Origin of the sequence: Brachyspira hampsonii, from assembly GCF_001746205.1 — a bacterium.
GTDB lineage: Bacteria > Spirochaetota > Brachyspiria > Brachyspirales > Brachyspiraceae > Brachyspira > Brachyspira hampsonii_B.
In genome coordinates, this window is sequence record NZ_MDCO01000001.1 from 594,381 (window position 1) to 613,192 (window position 18,812).

The window sequence follows — 18,812 nt, forward strand, 5'->3', positions numbered from 1 at the left end:
ATTATGGACGATTTTAATAAACTTTATAATACACCTTTTATAGATAATCAAAGATATTTATTTGATAATACCATGTGCAAGATTGATGTGATAGAAGATATTTTTACTATAAAAGACAAAAACTCAAATATGGAATGCCGTATAAAATTAAACTCTAAATCTATTTGCAGTTCGGATATAGAAGGCAATAAAAAATTTAACCATTTAAGAATGAATAAATGTGCTGATGCTGTTATTATAAATAAAAATAAAAATGATAAATTTGATTTGCATATAATAGAATTAAAAAATGATATTCATGATGAAGATTTAAAAGAACTTCATAAACAGTTCTTAGGGGCATATTTGAGAATAAGAGCTATTTTTTTAGCCTATTCTAATGATATAGAAAATATAAAGTTTTATTTAGTATATAAAAATAATATTAATTCTAATAATAATTTAAAACAAAATAACAGTACAAACAAGATAAAAGACAATACAAATCTAAGAAGATTATTTAAACAAAATAGGATAATTAATAATGTACTTTTAAGAATATATCCTTTTAATTTTGATGCTTTAGATATTATAAAGCATGATATAACTTACAATAATGAAATTATTATTTAATAAAGATTTCTATAATAAAAAAGCCCGATTAACTTAATAATCAGGCTTTAATAATCAATTATTTTTATAAACTAATATTTTAAGGTACATTTATATTGGCAAGCAGACTTTCTATTATCATATCGCTTGTTACATTTTCAGCCTGTGCTTCATAGCTTACACTTATTCTATGTCTTAATATCTCATAGGCAACAGCTCTTATATCTTCAGGCATTACAAATCCTCTTCCCTGCATCATAGCATTTGCTTTTGCGGCTTTAGTCAAATATATTCCTGCTCTTGGAGAAGCTCCGTATTCTATGTATTCGCTTTGAAGTTTATAATCTTTAGGATTTCTTGTCGCATCTATTATGTTCACTATATAATCAATCAGTCTTTCTTCTATATGAATTTGATTAGCTAACTTTCTTAATTTTTCTATAGTTTCTATAGTAGTAATAGGCTTCAATTCTGCAGGTTTGGAAGATGACATGTTTTTTATTATAGTTTTTTCTTCGCTTTTAGTAGGGTATTTTACTATAACTTTAAGCATAAATCTGTCAACCTGAGCTTCAGGAAGAGGATATGTTCCCTCCTGTTCTATAGGGTTCTGAGTAGCTAATACCAAAAATACATCAGGAAGTTTATATGTTTTATCTCCTATTGTAACCTGATGTTCTCCCATAGCCTCTAAGAGTGCTGACTGTACTTTAGCAGGCGAACGGTTTATCTCATCTGCTAATATTATATTAGAAAATATAGGTCCTTGTTTAGGAAGAAATACTGAATTTTTTATATCATAAATTTCAGTACCTACTATATCTGCAGGAAGCAAATCCGGTGTAAACTGTATTCTTTTATAGCTTGCATCTATTGTACTTGCCAATGATTTTACAGTTAATGTTTTTGCAAGTCCTGGTACTCCTTCTAATAATACATGCCCATCGCATATAATTCCTAATAGGAGTTTATCCAGCATGTTTTCCTGCCCGATTATTACTTTTTTTATTTCATTTTTTATAGCATTTACTACATCAAGAGCCATTTTAGAGGCTTCTGATATAGCCTGTAAATCCCTGCTTGCACTAGCCACTTCATTACTGATACCATTTTCATTTTCGCTGTTATTTAAATTATCTGTCATATATTATTCCTCATAGTTCTATTATATATTATTTTGATTATGATTTTTTTTATTTTCAAAGTTTTTTTTATTTAATTTATACTGATCTCTTATAAACTTATAAATTAAAAGTGCTATAAGAATTATTACAACCCATTGTCCTATCATTATTAATAAGAACCATGAACTGAATACTCTTATATTATATTCATTTATCATCTGCTCTTTAGGCACTAAACTATTTCCTCTTTCTACATTATAATATCTAGCTTCCAACTCAGGTATTTTCAATTTTCCATTTCTTAAGGGCTTCATAGTATATATTATCTTATAATTCATAGTTGGTATTTCATTATCTTTATGTATAGTTTCTATTTCTACTCTTTCATTGAGAACTTCAAAATCGCTTATAGCATTTGTATTTATACCCTCTGCTTTAAATTTATCTGCATCTCCTGTATATATTAGAGTATACTCTAAATTCTGCCATAAATACATGCTTTTCTTACTCACTTTTTCTTCTATTATAACTATAGGGTATAGTGTATTTACTGTTATCATTATTATTAAAAAAATATAGTATTTAATCATTGAAGTAGATTATATAAAAATATAAAAAAAGTCAATATATTAAATAATATTTGCTGTTAGTTATTATATATTCAAAGTTGCTTTGATTAGGTATGAAACTTCCACTTTAATAAACAATAATAACATATATTTATTTTCATTAATATTAAAAATATTGACAAAAATTGTTTTTAATATACAATTAAAAAATGAGAAACATATTTTTACCATTTAATGTTTGCTTAATCCATCAAGCATCAAGCATCAAGCATCAAGCATCAAGCATCTGAATTAAAATATCTTTTAAACAATATTATATTACATTTAAATAAAATATCACCAATATCGTTATTGCATTTATTTTTTCTAATAACATTAAAACATTGTCAAATAATCATCTGTGATTATTATAAATTTTTTTTAAAGGAGTTCTCTATGTTAAAGAACAAAAAAATTAACAAAATTTTATCATTGATAGGCTTATTTGTTTTAATCTCTTTATTTTCAATAAGCTGTTCATCAAAACAAAATCCTACAGAAAATAATTCCACAATTTTTAAGCCTGCAGATTTGGTTGGTAATTGGAATTGTACCGATGAAGGTCTTACAAGTGATAGCTTCACGATATCCAGTGATGGTAAGATTACTTTAACTTCAGGCGGATAAACTACTCCTGGTGCTTTAACTATACAAAATTGGGAATCAGATAAAAATAAAGAAGTAAGTTCATATTCCATCAAATTAGATTTGTCTGGAACTTCTGCTTCTCAATATGGTACAGTTACATTTAATTTTAAAAGCAGTAGTGAATGCGAGCTTACTTCTAGCAGCATGCCAGGCGGAGTTCAGCATTTCAAAAAATAATGTAATATATTTACAAATTAATAAAGTACATACTATTAGCTTAAAAAGTTAATAGTATGTATTTTTTAATAAGTATTTATTTATATATATATATTTTTTTTAGCTTATAATAAAAGCAAATAAATTTTAGGCTGCAGTTATTTATTGTTGACAAAAATTATTAATAGAATAATATTTAGCATAGTTAATAACAAGGAGAAATTTATGTTTAAAAGTAAAAATATTTTATTATTGACAGGATTATTCATTTTATTAATATCATTGTTTTTTATAAGCTGTAATGCAAATCAAAACCCAAAAACTTTTAAACTTTCAGAATTAGTCGGTACTTGGGAAACTAGTGATCCTAATGCCGATTTTAAAACCTTTGTAGTAACCTCTAACGGAGATGTTTATTCAGATGAAATTGGGGCAAGAACTGTGGCTCTCGGTTGGGACGGCAATGATGAAAGAGAATCATTTAGTGTGGGGCTTATAGGATCTGGAATAGGAACTATAAATTTAACTTTTAATGACTCTTCCTCTTGCGAAGCATCTGGTAATGGAAAGATAATAAAGTATACTAAAAAATCATAATTTTGTAGTATTTTTAGTGATAAACTTTCTTAAAAATAGATTAAAATTTTATTGCATTAGTTATGGATGTGAGTTTATTACTTTAAAGATTGTAACTATTTTAAAATAAAGTTTATTAATCTTATAATTTTATTATTTTTTAATATAGTTCAATATTTATTTTCTAAGATATGTATTTTATTATGGTTTTATATGTATCTGAAGCATACTGATAGATGCAATTATATTATCATACAAAAATTATTTAAAATTAAACTTGTATGGAATTTATATAAACTATACTATTTTTCAATAAGGTTTATTATATCTTCACCTCCTATATAAGCACTTTTTATTGAAACTATTTTTATAAAAATTATTGTATATTCAAAATTTTAAGCATCTCAGCTTCTATTAATTTAATATCGCCTTTTGCTTCCTGAATAGCTTTTATTTCTGCTCTTCTTTGTTCTAATAATTCTTCCTGACCTTGTTTATCTAAGCTAGCTTTTTTAGCAAAATATGCATCACTTATAAGTTTATCAGCTACTCTCAAAGTTCTGTCGGATACTATTGCTTTATCTGATGCATTCTCTGCTTTATACATATCAAAACTGGCATCAGTTTTTAAAGCTCCTTCAGGTACCCCATTAAGTATATTGCCTTTCCATTCCAATTTGGGCTGATAAGTATATGTAATATAATCAAAAACTTCTGCATTCTTTATTTCATTATTATCAACAAATATATCACATGCTTCATTGTTAAGAGTATCTAATAAAAGAATTTTATTTTTTCCATTTTCTATGTATATTTTTTGAGTACATCCCAAATGTTGAAAATCAGGATTATTAATAAGCAGTCCTGTTTCTGAATCAAAATCTATTTCCAAATTATCTTTTAAAAGTAAAGTATAATGTGCTATACCGCCTCTTCCTGCAGAACTTGTATATTCGCCTGAAAGCATTAATTCTTCTTTGCCGTCATTATTGATATCACATAAGAAGAAAGATACGCTATGCAAAGGATAATACATGTTGCTGTCTATATAAGATGAATATTGTTTTCTATCAAAGCTGCCTGAATCTATAAATTTGGAGTCTTTAGTATAATCTTTCAAATCATTTGTAGAAATTGAATTAATTTCAGTAGATTCTACATTATCTATATCTCCAAGTCTGAAATTATAATTTTTTATCTCTTTAAATGAAGCATATAAATTATCTTTTATGAACTCAGGATTATAATAATGCATATTTACTAATCCGTTCATAGTGCTTTCAATTAAAAATGTATTCTTTTTAAACTCAAGTACATTAAGCTTATTCCAACCGTCATAACAATAAACGGCATTAATATTGTAATAATTTTGATAATATTCTAAATAGTCTTGTATATCATCATTAGATAATCTATTATTTACATAAGTTTTTATATATTTGTTCATTATATTTGTATTGCCTATTTCTTCTGCTATTTCTACTGAAGATAAACTGGCTGTACCTTCCAATTCAATTGAAGTTAAAGAATAATTATTTTCATTGAATAAATCTATATATCCATTATCTTTTACAATGTATTTATAGAAATTATTTTTATAAGCATCAGCAGCTAATTTTTCTGCTCTTAAAGAATCAGGAGCTTCTATTATATAATTAATTAAATTCATCTTTTGTATATAACTACTCTCATTATCATTTTTTCTCATCATCATAGCAATATTACTTCCGCCTACTTTTTTCCATTCTGTTAAATATTTTTTCTCTTCTTCAAAATAATAAAGCGAATCGCAGGCAAAATGAGATAAGAACAAAGCTAAATAAACATCAGCATCTTTTTTATTTAATTTTAATAATTCTTCTCTTGCTTTTTTTAATGCTAAATTTTGATCAACATATAAATATCCAACAGCATCATAATCTGTAACTTCACTATATATACCCCAATTACCCCAGATTATTAAGAATTCTAAATCTAATGCAGCATAATTAACATTTGATATAAATTCTATAGAATATTTTTTTCTTTCATCATCATTTGCAAATTTCCTATTAAGAAAATCAAAATTTCTTTTGCATATTCATTATTTTGAAGAAGTATTGGTCAGTGACTGGAATTAATATCATATATTGACTTTATTGTTATATAAGTATATTATTATATTATAATATACTTATATAAAGATGAGGCAATATGAAAAACAATATAAAAAAAGATATTGAGACTTCTGATGAGGAATATTTAAATAATGATGATGATTGTGAAATAAGTACAAAAGATTCAAATATATCATCACTTATTCCAAAACTTCCAAATGATGAAGAGTTTTCGCTTTTAGCTGGATTTTTCTCAGTGTTTTCAGATCCTACCAGACTTAAAATAATATCAGCATTAAGCGAGAAAGAGTTATGTGTGCATGAATTATCATCTTTACTTGAGATGAAGCAGCCTTCTATATCGCAGCATTTAAAGATGCTATGGCAGGCTAGGGTGGTTAAAAAAAGGAAGGTAGGACTTCATGTTTTTTACAGGCTAGATGATGAACATATAGAAAAGATTTATACTTGGGGGTATGAGCATGTTAAAGAATAAAGAAAGATTTTTATTTTTATCAGAGATTTTTTTAGGGCTTGTGGTTTTAGTATTACTCTATGCTTTACATGATAAAATACATGGCATAGCAGAATATATTATTTTCTTCATACCGTATCTTATTTTGGGAAGAGAAGTTTTTAAAAATGCTGCTTTAGATTTCATTAAAGGAAAGTTCATGCGTGAGAGCTTTCTTATGAGCATTGCTACAGTAGGAGCTATTATACTTCATCAGCTTCCGGAGGCTTTGGCTGTACTTATGTTTTATAGGGTAGGAGATTATTTTGAGGATATGGCTGTTGATAAATCAAAAAGAACAATAGCAGCATTAATGGCAATAAGACCAGATTCAGCAAACATTATAAGAGAAAATGGAAATGTTGAAAAGGCAGATATATCAGAAGTTCATGTCGGAGATAATATAATAATTAATCCTTTTGAAAAAGTGCCTCTTGACTCTGTTATATACGAGGGTGAAAGCTGGATTGATACTAAGGCATTGACAGGTGAGAGTATGCCTAGAAGTGTTAAAGTTAATGATGAAATTTTAGCTGGTACTATAAACGGAGATAATACTATCAAAGCAAAAGTTATAAGAGCTTATGCTGAGTCTTCTATTGCTAAAATTTTAAAACTTGTTCAGGATTCTCAAAATAGAAAGGCCAATATTGAGCAGTTTATAAGCAAGTTTGCTGGTATTTATACTCCTATAGTGGTATTCGGAGCAATTTTTCTTACAGTTATACCTACATTAATATACGGGAAAGAAGTTTTTTCTAATTGGTTTCAGCGTTCTTTAACTTTGCTTGTAGTGTCTTGTCCTTGTGCTTTTATGGTGGGTATTCCATTAACATATTTTGCTTCTATAGGAAGGGCTTCAAAATTTGGAATAATGGTTAAAGGCGGAGTATTTTTAGATTTGCTTGCTAAGGCTGATAAAGTTATTTTTGATAAAACAGGAACTCTTACTAAAGGAGAATTTTCTATAAGAGAGATATATAATTCAGGTTTATATGATAATGAAACTTTACTCAAATATGCTGCTTATGCTGAAACAGGCTCTTCTCATCCTATAGCTGTATCAATAGTAGATCATTATAAAAATCATCATAATGGTATTATAAATGACAGTTTAATTTCAAATCACAAGGATATAAGCGGAAAAGGTGCTTCGGCTACAGTTGAAAGTAAAAATATATTGATAGGCGGACTAGATTTATTAAAACATAATAATATTCAAATATCAGAAATAAAAGAAAATATTAATGTTCATATTGCTGTAGACTATAAACATGCCGGCGGATTTTTTATTGATGACAGCGTGAAAGATGATACTAAAGAAGCTATTGATTTATTAAATTCAATGAATATAAAAACTGCATTGATAAGCGGTGATAATGTTAATAGAGTAGAAGCATTTGCAAAAGAGATGAATATACAATCATTCAAAGGAGGCTGTCTGCCTGAAGATAAAGTGAATGTATTAGAAGAAATGATGAAAGATTCTAAGGCTTCAATATTTGTAGGCGATGGTATAAATGATGCTCCTTCTCTTGCTCGTGCTGATATAGGTATTGCTATGGGGGGACTTGGTTCTGATGCTGCTATAGAGAATGCTGATGTTGTTATTATGGACGATAAGCCTTCAAAAGTTGCTCTTGCCATAAAACTTGCTAAGAAAAATCATATTGTAGTTTTGGAAAATATCATTTTAGCATTGGTAATAAAATTCGGAGCTATTATATTAGGAGCCTTGGGACTTGCTAGTATGTGGCTTGCTATTTTTGCTGATACAGGTGTAACTGTAATAGTAGTATTAAATGCTTTAAGGCTTCTTTACCCTTTAGGCGAAAAAAATGAAAATATTAATGTTGATACTAAAGTCTGCGATATAAAAGTAACTGATTGCGATTGCGGACATTAATTTTAATATTATAAAATTATATAATAGAGATGTTTATTTTATATATGCATCTCTATTTTTTATAGTCTTTTTTATCATTAATCTATGCATAATAGACATTAATACTAAAATTAATACTAAATATATTGGAAGCAATGATATTGATATATGATTTGCAATGTATCCGAATAATGGAGGCATTGCAAGAGTACCTATATATGCACTAGCCATTTGTACTCCTATTATAGCCTGAGAGTTTTCTCTGCCAAAGTTATATGGAGTTGAATGTATTATGGAAGGATATATCGGAGCACAGCCTAAACCTACAATTATAAATCCTATTAAAGATACTGTATTTACCATAGGAATAATCATTAATACTATTCCTATAAAAATTAATAATTCACCTAAAATTATCATTTGATTATCATTTAATTTCATTGTTGCAAATCCGGATATTGCTCTTCCTATAGTTATTCCTATATAAAATAAACTTCCGAAAGAAGCTGCAGTTTTTATGTCAATATTTTTATATAGATTTAAGTAACTGCTTGCCCATAATCCCGCAGTAGACTCAATGGCACAATAACAAAAAAAGCATATCATAATTTCTTTAGTACCTGTTATTTTTATAAGTTCTATTAATTTTAAAGTTTTTGTATTTATTTTTTCTTTATTTTGTTCATCATTTTTCTTCCATAGAGAAAGACTAAAAAATAAAATAGCAGTCAGCACAATCTGTATTATTGATATGTATCTGTATCCTGTATTCCAATTATTATTAATGAGTGCATACCCCATTATATAAGGTCCCATTGCAGCACCTATTCCCCACATACAATGAAGCCAGCTCATATGTTTGCTTTCGTAATGAAGAGCTACATAATTATTTAAAGAAGCATCTACACTTCCTGCACCTAATCCATAAGGTATAGCCCAAATACAAAGAAATAAATAAGAATGAGTAATAGAAAATCCAAAAAGAGCTATAGCAGTCATTGCAACACTAAATGCAGTTATTTTTCCTGTTCCAAATTTTTTAGTAAGTCTATCGCTTTGCAAACTAGAAATTATAGTTCCTGCAGAAATAATCATAGAAATTATACCAGCATAAGAAATAGGCACTTCCAATTCTTTATACATAGTAGGCCAAGCTGATCCGAGAATTGAATCCGGAAGTCCTAGACTAATAAAAGATAAATATATAATAGCAAGAAGAAGATTAAACATATTAAATTTCCATAAATTGATTTTTATATTATAATATAAATTATATTTTATTAAATACTTATTATGAAATTAATTTCATATTTATAGTAATGATTAATTTTACATATAATTCTTATTTGACATTAAATAAAAAATATACTATTATTGCTTTATCTTTTATAATTGGAGATAAATTATGGTGGTAACCGCACCGCACCGCACCGCACCGCACCGCACCGCACCGCACCGCACCGCACCGCACCTAGAAAATATATGCTTGTCATATAAAATCATTAAGTTATTATATTCTAATTCTTTAATAAATACATTTTTAAATAAAAAATTTATATTCATGGAGTTATTATGTTATTTAGCTCTATGATTTTTCTTTGGCTTTTTCTTCCTGTAGTTTTTATTCTTTACTATATAATTGATAAAAAGTTTAGAAATGTATTACTGCTTTTAGCAAGCATTATATTTTATGCTTGGGGAGGAGTTAGTTATACTTTAATAATGTTTTCTTCAATAATAATCAATTATATTTTTGCCTTATTAATTCATAAAGCAATTGAAGAAGATAATAAATTAAAAAAGAAAATATATTTAGCTTTATGCGTAATAGTTAACTTATCAATATTAAGCTATTTTAAATACACTGATTTTGCAATATCAATAATTAATTCCATATCAGGCAAGGAAGTAATTTCATTAAAAAACATAGTTCTGCCTATAGGAATATCATTTTACACTTTTCAGGCTTTGTCTTATGTTATAGACGTTTACAGAGAACATAACAAAGCACAGAAAAATATTATCAATTTGGCATTATATATATCTTTCTTTCCACAGTTAATAGCAGGACCTATAGTAAAGTATCATGATATAGATAGCCAGATAACAAATAGGATTGAGAATTTAGAAAATATAAGCTATGGAATAAAAAGGTTCATTTACGGACTGTCAAAAAAGGTAATACTTGCTAATATGTTTGCTTTATACTGTGATGAGATATTAAAACAGCCTGTTAGTGAATTAGGTACTATTTTGGTATGGCTTGCTTCTATTCTTTATACACTTCAGATTTATTATGATTTTTCTGGTTATTCTGATATGGCTATTGGTTTAGGGTACATATTCGGATTTAAGTTTTTAGAGAATTTTAATTATCCATACATATCAAAGTCAGTTCAAGAGTTTTGGAGGAGATGGCATATATCTTTGTCAGCTTGGTTTAAGGAGTATTTGTATATACCATTAGGAGGAAATCGTAGAGGAAAATATTTTACTTATTTAAATCTCTTAATTGTATTTTTTGCTACAGGGTTATGGCATGGTGCTAGTTTTAATTTTATTCTTTGGGGTTTATGGCATGGTTTATTTTTGGTTATAGAGCGTATATTTTTAGGAAAACTACTAGAGAAAAATAAATTAAAATTCTTAAATCACATTTATGTAATATTAGTATTTGTACTTGGCTGGGTATTATTCAGAGCAAATAATTTAAGTCATGCACTAGATTTATATAAATTGATGTTTAGTTATAAGGAAAGTTTCTATACAGTTAGATATTTCTTTTATCCTCAAACCCAAATATGTTTTATATTTGGTATATTATTCAGTGGTTTGTTTCAAAGTCTATTTCCAAAGATTAAAGAGGCTATATTTTCAAGCAGAGTTTATATATTAGAAAGTATCATACAGTTCATACTACTATTTATTTGCATTATGTATTTAGTTAATGGTACTTACAATCCATTTATTTATTTCAGATTTTAGGATTATTATTATGTTTTTTAAAATTATAAAAAAAATTTTAATAGTTTTAGAGATATTAGCTATTACTTTTTTAATAAGTTTTTTTATTTTAGGAAAAAAAGAAAGAATTGGGAATTTGGCAATAACAGGTTTATATGTACCTGGTTCTTACAGTAATAATTATATTTATGATTTTAAAGTGGAATATTATACTGATATATTTAGAGATAGTGATATTTATGGCGTTTATTTAAGTAGTAATAGCTTACCTGATTATATAAAAGATATACAAATTAAAAATGGAATTAGGTATGGAAGGTTAATATCAAATGAAGAAATAAACTCTAAAATAGATAATGTCAAATATACTCTTAAATTCAAATTCAAGTTTTTGTCATATATGATTATATTTATAATATTATCTTTTATTTTGATATTTTCATCAAAAATAAATTCATTATTTATGAAAAATAATATTTGCCGTATTTTTGAAATAAAATATTTATGGATTACAATAATTTTTTTATCATCATTAATACTTCCTAATATTGTATATACTATGTTCTACAAACATTTTAATCATGAAAATTTAGATAATAGAAATTTTAATAAATATCCGAATATTCAATCTAATTTTATTGATTTTCCAAAAAATTATGAGGCTTATTTTAATGACTATTTACCTTTTAGAAATGAGTTAATAATTTTAAAAAAGATATAGATGATATATTTGATAGCGGTGAGATAAAAGGTACAAATGAAATGTTATTTGACAAAGTTTCTATAAAATATAATACAGGAGAAATAGATTTTACTTTGGAAGAATTAAATACGATTAAAGATGTTTTGATATTTTTTAGAGATGAGCTTAAAAAAAGAAATATAGAATTCGCATTATTTATAGCACCTAACAAAGAAAGTATATATTATGAATTTATTCCTAAATATATAAAGTTAAAAGATATAAGCACTATTGATAAATTAGTTTCATATTTAAGAGAAAATACTGATATTAATATAATTTATCCTAAATATGAAATGTTAAAATATAAAAATAAATACGAGCTATACTATAAAGAAGATGTTCATTGGAATGATATAGGCGGATACATAGGGTATTTGGAATTGATGAAAGCATTAAATATGACAAATGAGTTAGTTCCTATAGAAAATGTAAAAATCTTAGAAGAAGATAGTTTAGATCATTATATATTAACAAATTATACTAAGAATCATTTTAATATAATAGAAGGTGCAAATAATCATTATTATTCTAAACAGGATAATTATTATTCATATTCTAAGTCTGATGTTTCTAATAACTGTAATATATTATTTATTAGAGATTCTTATGGTTATCATCTGTTTAATTATATAGCTTCTTCATTTAATAGTACAATATTTCTGCACCGCAGTTCTTTTAATATAGAATATATTAAAGAAAGAGATATAAATTTAGTTGTTTTAGAATTTGCTGGATTTAGTATTAAAGGTTTATTAGAAATGACTAATTGGAGAATAGAGGAAATGAACAGAGATTAAAACTATGTTTATAAAATTGACAAAACTTTTATATTTAGTATTATATACTTATTATATTTTATTTTGGGGTTATAAGTATTGAAAATAAAAGATATAGGATTTGATGAATATTTTGAGAAGTTAGCATTAGATAGTTTGAAAATTAATTCTTTGGAAGAGATTAATAATGAAGATCTTGTGCCTGCAAGAGTTATAAGAATTAATAAAAGATACTACACACTTTTTTCTGATGATGGTGAATTTTTAGCAAGAATTAAAGGAAAAATTAGATATAATTCTGAAATACAAAGTGAGCTTCCTGTAGTAGGTGATTGGGTATTAATGAAAAAGTCAGATAATAATGCCTTTATTGATACAATACTCACTAGAAAAAATATTTTGTATAGAAAAGCTAATATTAAAAAAAATGATATTCAGGCTATAGTAAGTAATATTGACTATGCCTTTATTATAGTTGGTATTGATAATGAAATGCCCATGTCTGCTATAGCAAGATATTTGTCGGTAGTTCATACATCTAATATAAAGCCTATAATTGCCATAAGTAAAATTGATTTGTATGAAGATGAAGAGTATAAAGAATTATTAGCACTTATAAAAGAAACTTATCCTAATGAAACAGCTTTTGCCTATAGTTCAAAGACAGGTAAGAATGCAGATACATTTTTGAAATATATTAAAAAAGATACTTCATCAGTATTTATAGGAGCATCAGGGGCTGGAAAATCTACTATTATTAATTATCTTTTAAAAGATGAAAAGATGAAAACTCAGGAAGTAAGAGAGTATGATTTTAAGGGAATGCATACTACTACACATAGAGAACTTTTAGTATTAGACAGCGGCGGAGTAGTAATAGATACACCGGGCTTAAGAAATTTAGGTTTATGGGAAGATGATAAAGGCATAAAGAAAACTTTTGAAGATTTAGAGGAGTATGCTAAAAGATGTAAGTTCAAAGACTGCACGCATCAGCATGAACCGGACTGCTATATATTAGAACTGCTTGAAAATGATGAGATACCCTATGAAAGATACGATGCCTATATAACGCTTCTTAATGAAAATAGAGAATTACAAAAAAGTTCTATAGAGATAAAGAAAGATAGAAAAGCGGCTTTAAAAAAAATAACAAAACATGGAAATAAGAATAAAAAAGTTAATAAGTAGTGTTTGCCTAATGCTATAAACGAGCAGCTGATAACTGACAATGGAAGTTATAAGCTATTTTTTAGCGAGTTTATGACTATCAATAATAAAAATCTATTAAATAAAAAATTATAAATGCATATATTATATTTTGTTAATTTACAATATTATAATAAACAATTAGAATTTATAATAAAACATCTGATATATATAAATTTAGTTTACATAAAATAAAACAATATAAAAAAATGTAAAATTTAAATAAATTTTATTTACAAAAAATTGACAAAAATCATTATATTTATTATACTATTTTTGTAAGTTTAAGTATCATAAAAAAGCGGGAGATTTTTATGGATAATTTGAATTCTAAAATACTAATATTTTCATTTGTTTTATTTTTGATATTTTGTTTAAATGCATTTTCAAAAAGTAACATAGCTATTATTGATGCGGCAGGAAGAGGCGATATAAATGAGGTAAGAGCACTTATAAATAATGGTGCTGATATTAATAAGCAGGATAGGATAGGTGAGAATGCTCTGATAGAAGCAGCAGAAGGCGGACATATAGAAATTGTAAAATTGCTGATAGAAAATAAAGTAAATATGAATCTCAAGAGTAAATGGGGCAGAACTGCATTAATGAGAGCTTCTTCTAAAGGCTACACTGATATAGTAAAACTTCTTGTAAATGCGGGTGCCGACATAAATATTAAGGATAATAGAGGCAGAACTGCATTAACTTATGCAAATCAAAGAGGGCATCAAGATATAGTAAAAGTATTAAAAGCAGCAGGTGCAAAATAAAATTAAGGAGATATAATTATGAAAAAAATTACAGTTTTAATTTTTATTATTAGTATGAATATTTTTGCTCAAAGGAATATGACACCTTTAATGGAGGCTTTGGAGAAGAAAGATACTAAAAGGGCTATAGAACTAATAAATTCAGGAGTTGATCTTAATACAAGAGACAGACGAGGTGAAACTCCCTTGATAGAAGCATCTGAGGAGGGACTTCCTGAAGTTGTAAAATTATTGATAAGTAAGAAAGTTAATTTGAATGATGTTAATAATAATAAGAGAACAGCTTTAATGAGAGCAGCAAGCAGGGTACATGCCCAAATAGTTTCTATGCTTATAGAAGCGGGAGCTAACATTAATATGAAAGATAAATACGGAAAAACAGCATTAGGTTATGCAAGTCAAAGAGGACATCAGAATATAGTAAAAATATTAAAAGCAGCAGGTGCAAAATAAAATTAATTTATAAGTAAAGTTATATTATAAGCACAGCAGAAAAAACTACTTTAATTTATACTTTTTAAAAATACATACATAAGTTATATACAGACATAGTTATTATGTTAATTAATGATAGATATGATATTATTAATGAAGATAAATATTTAAAAACTACTTTATGTCTTTAAATGGCATTATAAATAAAATTAGTTTTGAAACAAGTCTATTATTAGGATTTTATAAAATTTATTTAATTTTTTAAAAAATATTTTTGTAAAAATAAAAAATGACGATTTTATAATATGAGATTTTCATTTAAATTTTTAATAAGGAGTTTTTTATGAAATTAAATAAAAAAATATTTTTATTTTTCAGTATTTTATCATTATTAATTTATAACAATGCATTTTCTAAAAGTAATGTGGATTTAGTAAATGCTGCAGAAAATGGAGATATAAAAAAGGTTAGAGAACTGCTTAGAGGCGGTGCCAATATCAATGAACAGGACTCCAAAGGGGATAATGCCTTAATGAAAGCATCAGAAAACGGACATTTACAAATTATAGAATTATTAGTTCAGTACAGATGCAGTTTAAATCTCCAAAACAAAGATGGAAGAACTGCAATAAGCAAGGCGTCAGAAAACGGACATATTAATGTTGTAAGACTTTTAATTGATGCTGGCGCCAAAGTTAATTTAAAAGATAGAAAAGATAAAACAGCCTTAACTTATGCATCAGAAGAAAAGCATAAAAACATAGTTAGCCTTTTAAAAGCTGCAGGCGGTAAATAATTTAATATAAAATGTAAAAAATCTTAATTTTTTTTGAAATTACTATATATAACATTGATAATAAATTTCAATTATAATATAATATTCTCTAAATTTAAATTTTTATAAAGGGAAGAATAAAATATGAAAAAAATATTGTTTTTATTTATAGTAATAGCAGCATTATTTGCTCTATCATGCGGCGGTAATAATTCTAATACTGCTTCAGAAGAGACAACTGTTGCTATAGAAGCTCCGGCATCAGATATGGTAATTGTTACAGTTGATGATTTAGTAGGAAAAGAGTATTCTCTAACTAATATGTATGAAGGTAAAGAAGTTACTATAGCTTTTTCTGATACTAATATGTTAGGCGGAAAATCAGCTGTTAATAGCTATGTTACTGAGTTCTCATTAGACGGTAATAAAATAAAATTAAATGCTTTAGCTTCTACTAAAATGATGGGTCCTGAAGAAGATATGGCTGTAGAAACAGAATATTTACAAATATTAAACGGTGCTGATACAATCTCTTTAGATGGAGATGTATTGACTATTACTACAGCTTCAGGTACTAATTTAATCTATACTTTTAAAGGTAATGTAGAAGCAGCAAGCGAAAATGCCAATTAATTAAACACTATCTATATTTTTAAGCAAGATAAATATTTTTATATTATCTTGCTTTTTTTATTTTAAATTTTTTAATAAAGTATTGACTTTTATATTCAGTAGTATAATATAAAAGTATATTTTTGTTTTTTAGAAAAATATTTGGAGTGATCATGAAATTAAATAAATATATTTTTATACCGCTATTATTTTGTTTGACAATAATCATATCATGTTCAGAAAGTATGCCTTTAAAAGAATATAAGGATGCCACTGCATTGAGAGATAAAGCTATAAGGTATGATTTGCAAAACTATTCTAAAGAACAATTTGATATAGCTGAAGCAAGTTATTCAGAAGCTATTATACTTATAGATGAAAATAAAGATTCAGCAAAGGTGAAAGATCTTCTTACTACTGCATCAAATTCATATCAGACAGTATTAAATGAAGGACTTCCGCAATATGCTGAAGTTTTAAAAAATGAGATAGATTTAGAAAGAGTATATTCTAAAGAAGTAAAAGCATATAGAGTGGATAAAGATAATTATGAGTTTGCTGAACTTAATTATATAAATGCATTATCAGCTTTAAGTACGAACAATTATGAAGAAGCAGTTAATTGTTTTTTAAATGCTAAGAAATATCATCATAAAGCATATTTCACAACTAAAGTAAGATACGATGAAAGTACAAGAGGAATAAAAGAAGCAGAAGATAAAATTAAGCAGGTTGATGAATTAGATGTATCATATTCTAAATAATTATTTTTTACTATAACTTATAAAATTAATGGAGAAAAAATATGAAAAAGGGATTATTTTTATTTATCTTATTAACATTTTCTTGTTTTTTGTATGCTCAGGAAACAAATACTTTGGTTTTACCGCCTGAATTGCCTGCGGATTTACCTGCTAGTATAAAGGAAAGCGATGATTATAAATTGGCGCAAAGATATAGAGAAATGGCTATAGATGCTCATAGTGTAGGCGATTATAATCAAAGTATAGAATATTCAAGACAAAGTAAAGAATATTCTGATAAAATCATATTAAGATACGGTGTTTATGAATATGTTTTGAATAGTCAGAGAGATGCGGAAAGAAAACTTGCTTTATTTAAAGGAGTTGGAGGAGATACCAATGAATTGACAACTTCTTTATACGAAGAATCCGTTACTGATATTAATTCTGCACATAGTATGCTTGAAGCATCTACTAACAGCACTGATTATACTAATACTATGCTTGAATATAATAAGTCAGCTGAAAAATCTGAATTAGGATACAATGTTCTTGCTATAGATTTAAGAAGAGAATATTTAATGAGTGAATCAGTATTAACTAATGGTGATAATAATGATACACAAATCACAAATTTGAGAGATGAATCTAAAAATGCATTAAGCAGCGGAGACTATACCAATTCTTTGACAAAATCAAGAGAAGCTATGAATATGCTTGATATGTTAGAAGCTCCATTAGCTTATGCAAAAGCTCAGGATTCTATGGATAAGGCTAAACAAGACGGCTATAATAATAGTAAGCCTAATTTATATACAGAAGCTTTAAAATCATTATCTTCAGCAGGCGAAACTTTGATAGCTAATAATTATACTGATTCTTTAATGCATTCTAAAAATGTTATAAGTTTAGTTAATTCAATGGAAAGTTCTTCTGGAGATATATCTTCTTCTGAAGGAGAACAGATAGCAGTATCAGATGGAGCATCATTCCCTCAGTATTATATAGTTCAATCAAGAAGAGCTAATACAGATTCATTATGGCGTATAGCTTCTTATGACTTCATATATGGTAATGGTAATTTATGGAGAAAAATATATGATGCTAATAAAGATACCATAAAAGATCCTAATGTTATAAGAGCAGGTCAAAGATTAATTATACCTAGTCTTAAAGGAGAAACAAGACAGGGAACTTATGATACTAATCAGACTTATGGTAATATAACTACTTTCTCTACTAATAATCAGGTTTCATCTACAAATAATCAAACTAACCAAATGGAAGGTAATGTAATTATAGAAGATGAAGCAGCTATGGAGGAACAATCAGAACAGACAGAAGAAACTGTTATAGATGAGCAAACTGATACTGCAGAAATGACAGAAGATACAGCAGTTACTGATGAGAATGCAGAAATGACAGAAGATACAGCAGCTGCAGATGAGAATACAGAAATGACAGAAGATACAACAGTTACTGATGAGAATGCAGAAATGGCTGATGATGTAACAGCTGCAGATGAGAATACCGAAGCGGAAGAAATAAATCAATAATATAAATAAATTTATAGCAAATAATTACG

General features: G+C 26.8%; 18 protein-coding genes and 1 pseudogene. 15 read left to right on the top strand and 4 right to left on the bottom strand.

Annotated elements, in window-relative coordinates; translation table 11 throughout:
* Positions 1-3 precede the first annotated feature (3 nt).
* A complete protein-coding gene (locus BFL38_RS02645) occupies positions 4-612 on the top strand; it encodes a hypothetical protein (RefSeq protein ID WP_069725589.1) in 609 nt (202 codons plus the stop codon).
* 79 nt (positions 613-691) lie between these two features.
* Here BFL38_RS02645 and BFL38_RS02650 read toward each other — a convergent pair whose 3' ends face one another.
* Together BFL38_RS02650 and BFL38_RS02655 are read right to left on the bottom strand one after the other, a co-directional pair.
* Positions 692-1,735, bottom strand: coding sequence for an AAA family ATPase (locus BFL38_RS02650; RefSeq protein ID WP_083249361.1), 1,044 nt, complete (start codon positions 1,733-1,735; stop codon positions 692-694).
* A 21-nt stretch (positions 1,736-1,756) separates the two neighbouring features.
* Complete coding sequence (locus BFL38_RS02655) at positions 1,757-2,275, bottom strand: BatD family protein (protein ID WP_176720534.1); 519 nt, start codon at positions 2,273-2,275, stop codon at positions 1,757-1,759.
* Positions 2,276-2,719: 444 nt separating this feature from the next.
* Between BFL38_RS02655 and BFL38_RS14875 the strand changes: the two genes are divergently transcribed.
* Together BFL38_RS14875 and BFL38_RS02665 are read left to right on the top strand one after the other, a co-directional pair.
* A complete protein-coding gene (locus BFL38_RS14875) occupies positions 2,720-2,950 on the top strand; it encodes a hypothetical protein (RefSeq protein ID WP_142950318.1) in 231 nt (76 codons plus the stop codon).
* A 402-nt stretch (positions 2,951-3,352) separates the two neighbouring features.
* A complete protein-coding gene (locus BFL38_RS02665) occupies positions 3,353-3,724 on the top strand; it encodes a hypothetical protein (RefSeq protein ID WP_069725591.1) in 372 nt (123 codons plus the stop codon).
* Between the two features lie 355 nt (positions 3,725-4,079).
* Here BFL38_RS02665 and BFL38_RS02670 read toward each other — a convergent pair.
* Positions 4,080-5,800: pseudogene (locus BFL38_RS02670) on the bottom strand (lysozyme inhibitor LprI family protein); the annotation flags it as partial.
* Positions 5,801-5,896: 96 nt separating this feature from the next.
* Between BFL38_RS02670 and BFL38_RS02675 the strand changes: the two are divergent.
* Together BFL38_RS02675 and BFL38_RS02680 are read left to right on the top strand one after the other, a co-directional pair.
* A complete protein-coding gene (locus BFL38_RS02675; protein WP_069725592.1) occupies positions 5,897-6,295 on the top strand; it encodes an ArsR/SmtB family transcription factor in 399 nt (132 codons plus the stop codon).
* Entirely contained in the window at positions 6,282-8,219 is a 1,938-nt protein-coding gene (locus tag BFL38_RS02680; RefSeq protein ID WP_069725593.1) for a heavy metal translocating P-type ATPase, read from the top strand. Before BFL38_RS02675 ends, BFL38_RS02680 begins: the two co-directional genes overlap by 14 nt.
* A 33-nt stretch (positions 8,220-8,252) precedes the next feature.
* On the opposite strand, the gene BFL38_RS02685 is transcribed toward BFL38_RS02680, so the two are convergent.
* Complete coding sequence (locus tag BFL38_RS02685; RefSeq protein WP_069725594.1) at positions 8,253-9,428, bottom strand: MFS transporter; 1,176 nt, start codon at positions 9,426-9,428, stop codon at positions 8,253-8,255.
* 342 nt (positions 9,429-9,770) lie between these two features.
* On the opposite strand from BFL38_RS02685, the gene BFL38_RS02690 reads away from it, so the two are divergent.
* From BFL38_RS02690 to BFL38_RS02735, 10 genes are all read left to right on the top strand, one after another.
* Positions 9,771-11,183: an MBOAT family O-acyltransferase gene (locus BFL38_RS02690; RefSeq protein ID WP_069725595.1), complete on the top strand. Its 1,413-nt coding sequence runs from the start codon at positions 9,771-9,773 to the stop codon at positions 11,181-11,183.
* 10 nt (positions 11,184-11,193) lie between these two features.
* Complete coding sequence (locus tag BFL38_RS02695; RefSeq protein ID WP_069725596.1) at positions 11,194-11,883, top strand: hypothetical protein; 690 nt, start codon at positions 11,194-11,196, stop codon at positions 11,881-11,883.
* A 41-nt stretch (positions 11,884-11,924) separates the two neighbouring features.
* A complete protein-coding gene (locus BFL38_RS02700) occupies positions 11,925-12,704 on the top strand; it encodes an alginate O-acetyltransferase AlgX-related protein (protein ID WP_069725597.1) in 780 nt (259 codons plus the stop codon).
* Positions 12,705-12,782: 78 nt separating this feature from the next.
* Positions 12,783-13,874: a ribosome small subunit-dependent GTPase A gene (gene rsgA, locus BFL38_RS02705; RefSeq protein WP_069725598.1), complete on the top strand. Its 1,092-nt coding sequence runs from the start codon at positions 12,783-12,785 to the stop codon at positions 13,872-13,874.
* Between the two features lie 332 nt (positions 13,875-14,206).
* A complete protein-coding gene (locus tag BFL38_RS02710) occupies positions 14,207-14,662 on the top strand; it encodes an ankyrin repeat domain-containing protein (protein WP_069725599.1) in 456 nt (151 codons plus the stop codon).
* A gap of 18 nt (positions 14,663-14,680) precedes the next feature.
* The gene (locus BFL38_RS02715) at positions 14,681-15,115 is read left to right on the top strand and encodes an ankyrin repeat domain-containing protein (protein WP_069725600.1); all 435 of its coding nucleotides are present in this window, start codon (positions 14,681-14,683) and stop codon (positions 15,113-15,115) included.
* 325 nt (positions 15,116-15,440) lie between these two features.
* Positions 15,441-15,893, top strand: a complete 453-nt coding sequence (locus tag BFL38_RS02720) for an ankyrin repeat domain-containing protein (protein WP_069725601.1) — start codon at positions 15,441-15,443, stop codon at positions 15,891-15,893.
* 123 nt (positions 15,894-16,016) lie between these two features.
* Positions 16,017-16,505, top strand: coding sequence for an META domain-containing protein (locus BFL38_RS02725; protein WP_069725602.1), 489 nt, complete (start codon positions 16,017-16,019; stop codon positions 16,503-16,505).
* A 152-nt stretch (positions 16,506-16,657) separates the two neighbouring features.
* A complete protein-coding gene (locus BFL38_RS02730; RefSeq protein ID WP_069725603.1) occupies positions 16,658-17,248 on the top strand; it encodes a hypothetical protein in 591 nt (196 codons plus the stop codon).
* A 41-nt stretch (positions 17,249-17,289) separates the two neighbouring features.
* Positions 17,290-18,783 (top strand): LysM peptidoglycan-binding domain-containing protein, encoded by a 1,494-nt coding sequence (locus tag BFL38_RS02735; RefSeq protein ID WP_069725604.1) that lies wholly within the window; start codon positions 17,290-17,292, stop codon positions 18,781-18,783.
* The last annotated feature ends 29 nt before the right edge of the window (positions 18,784-18,812 follow it).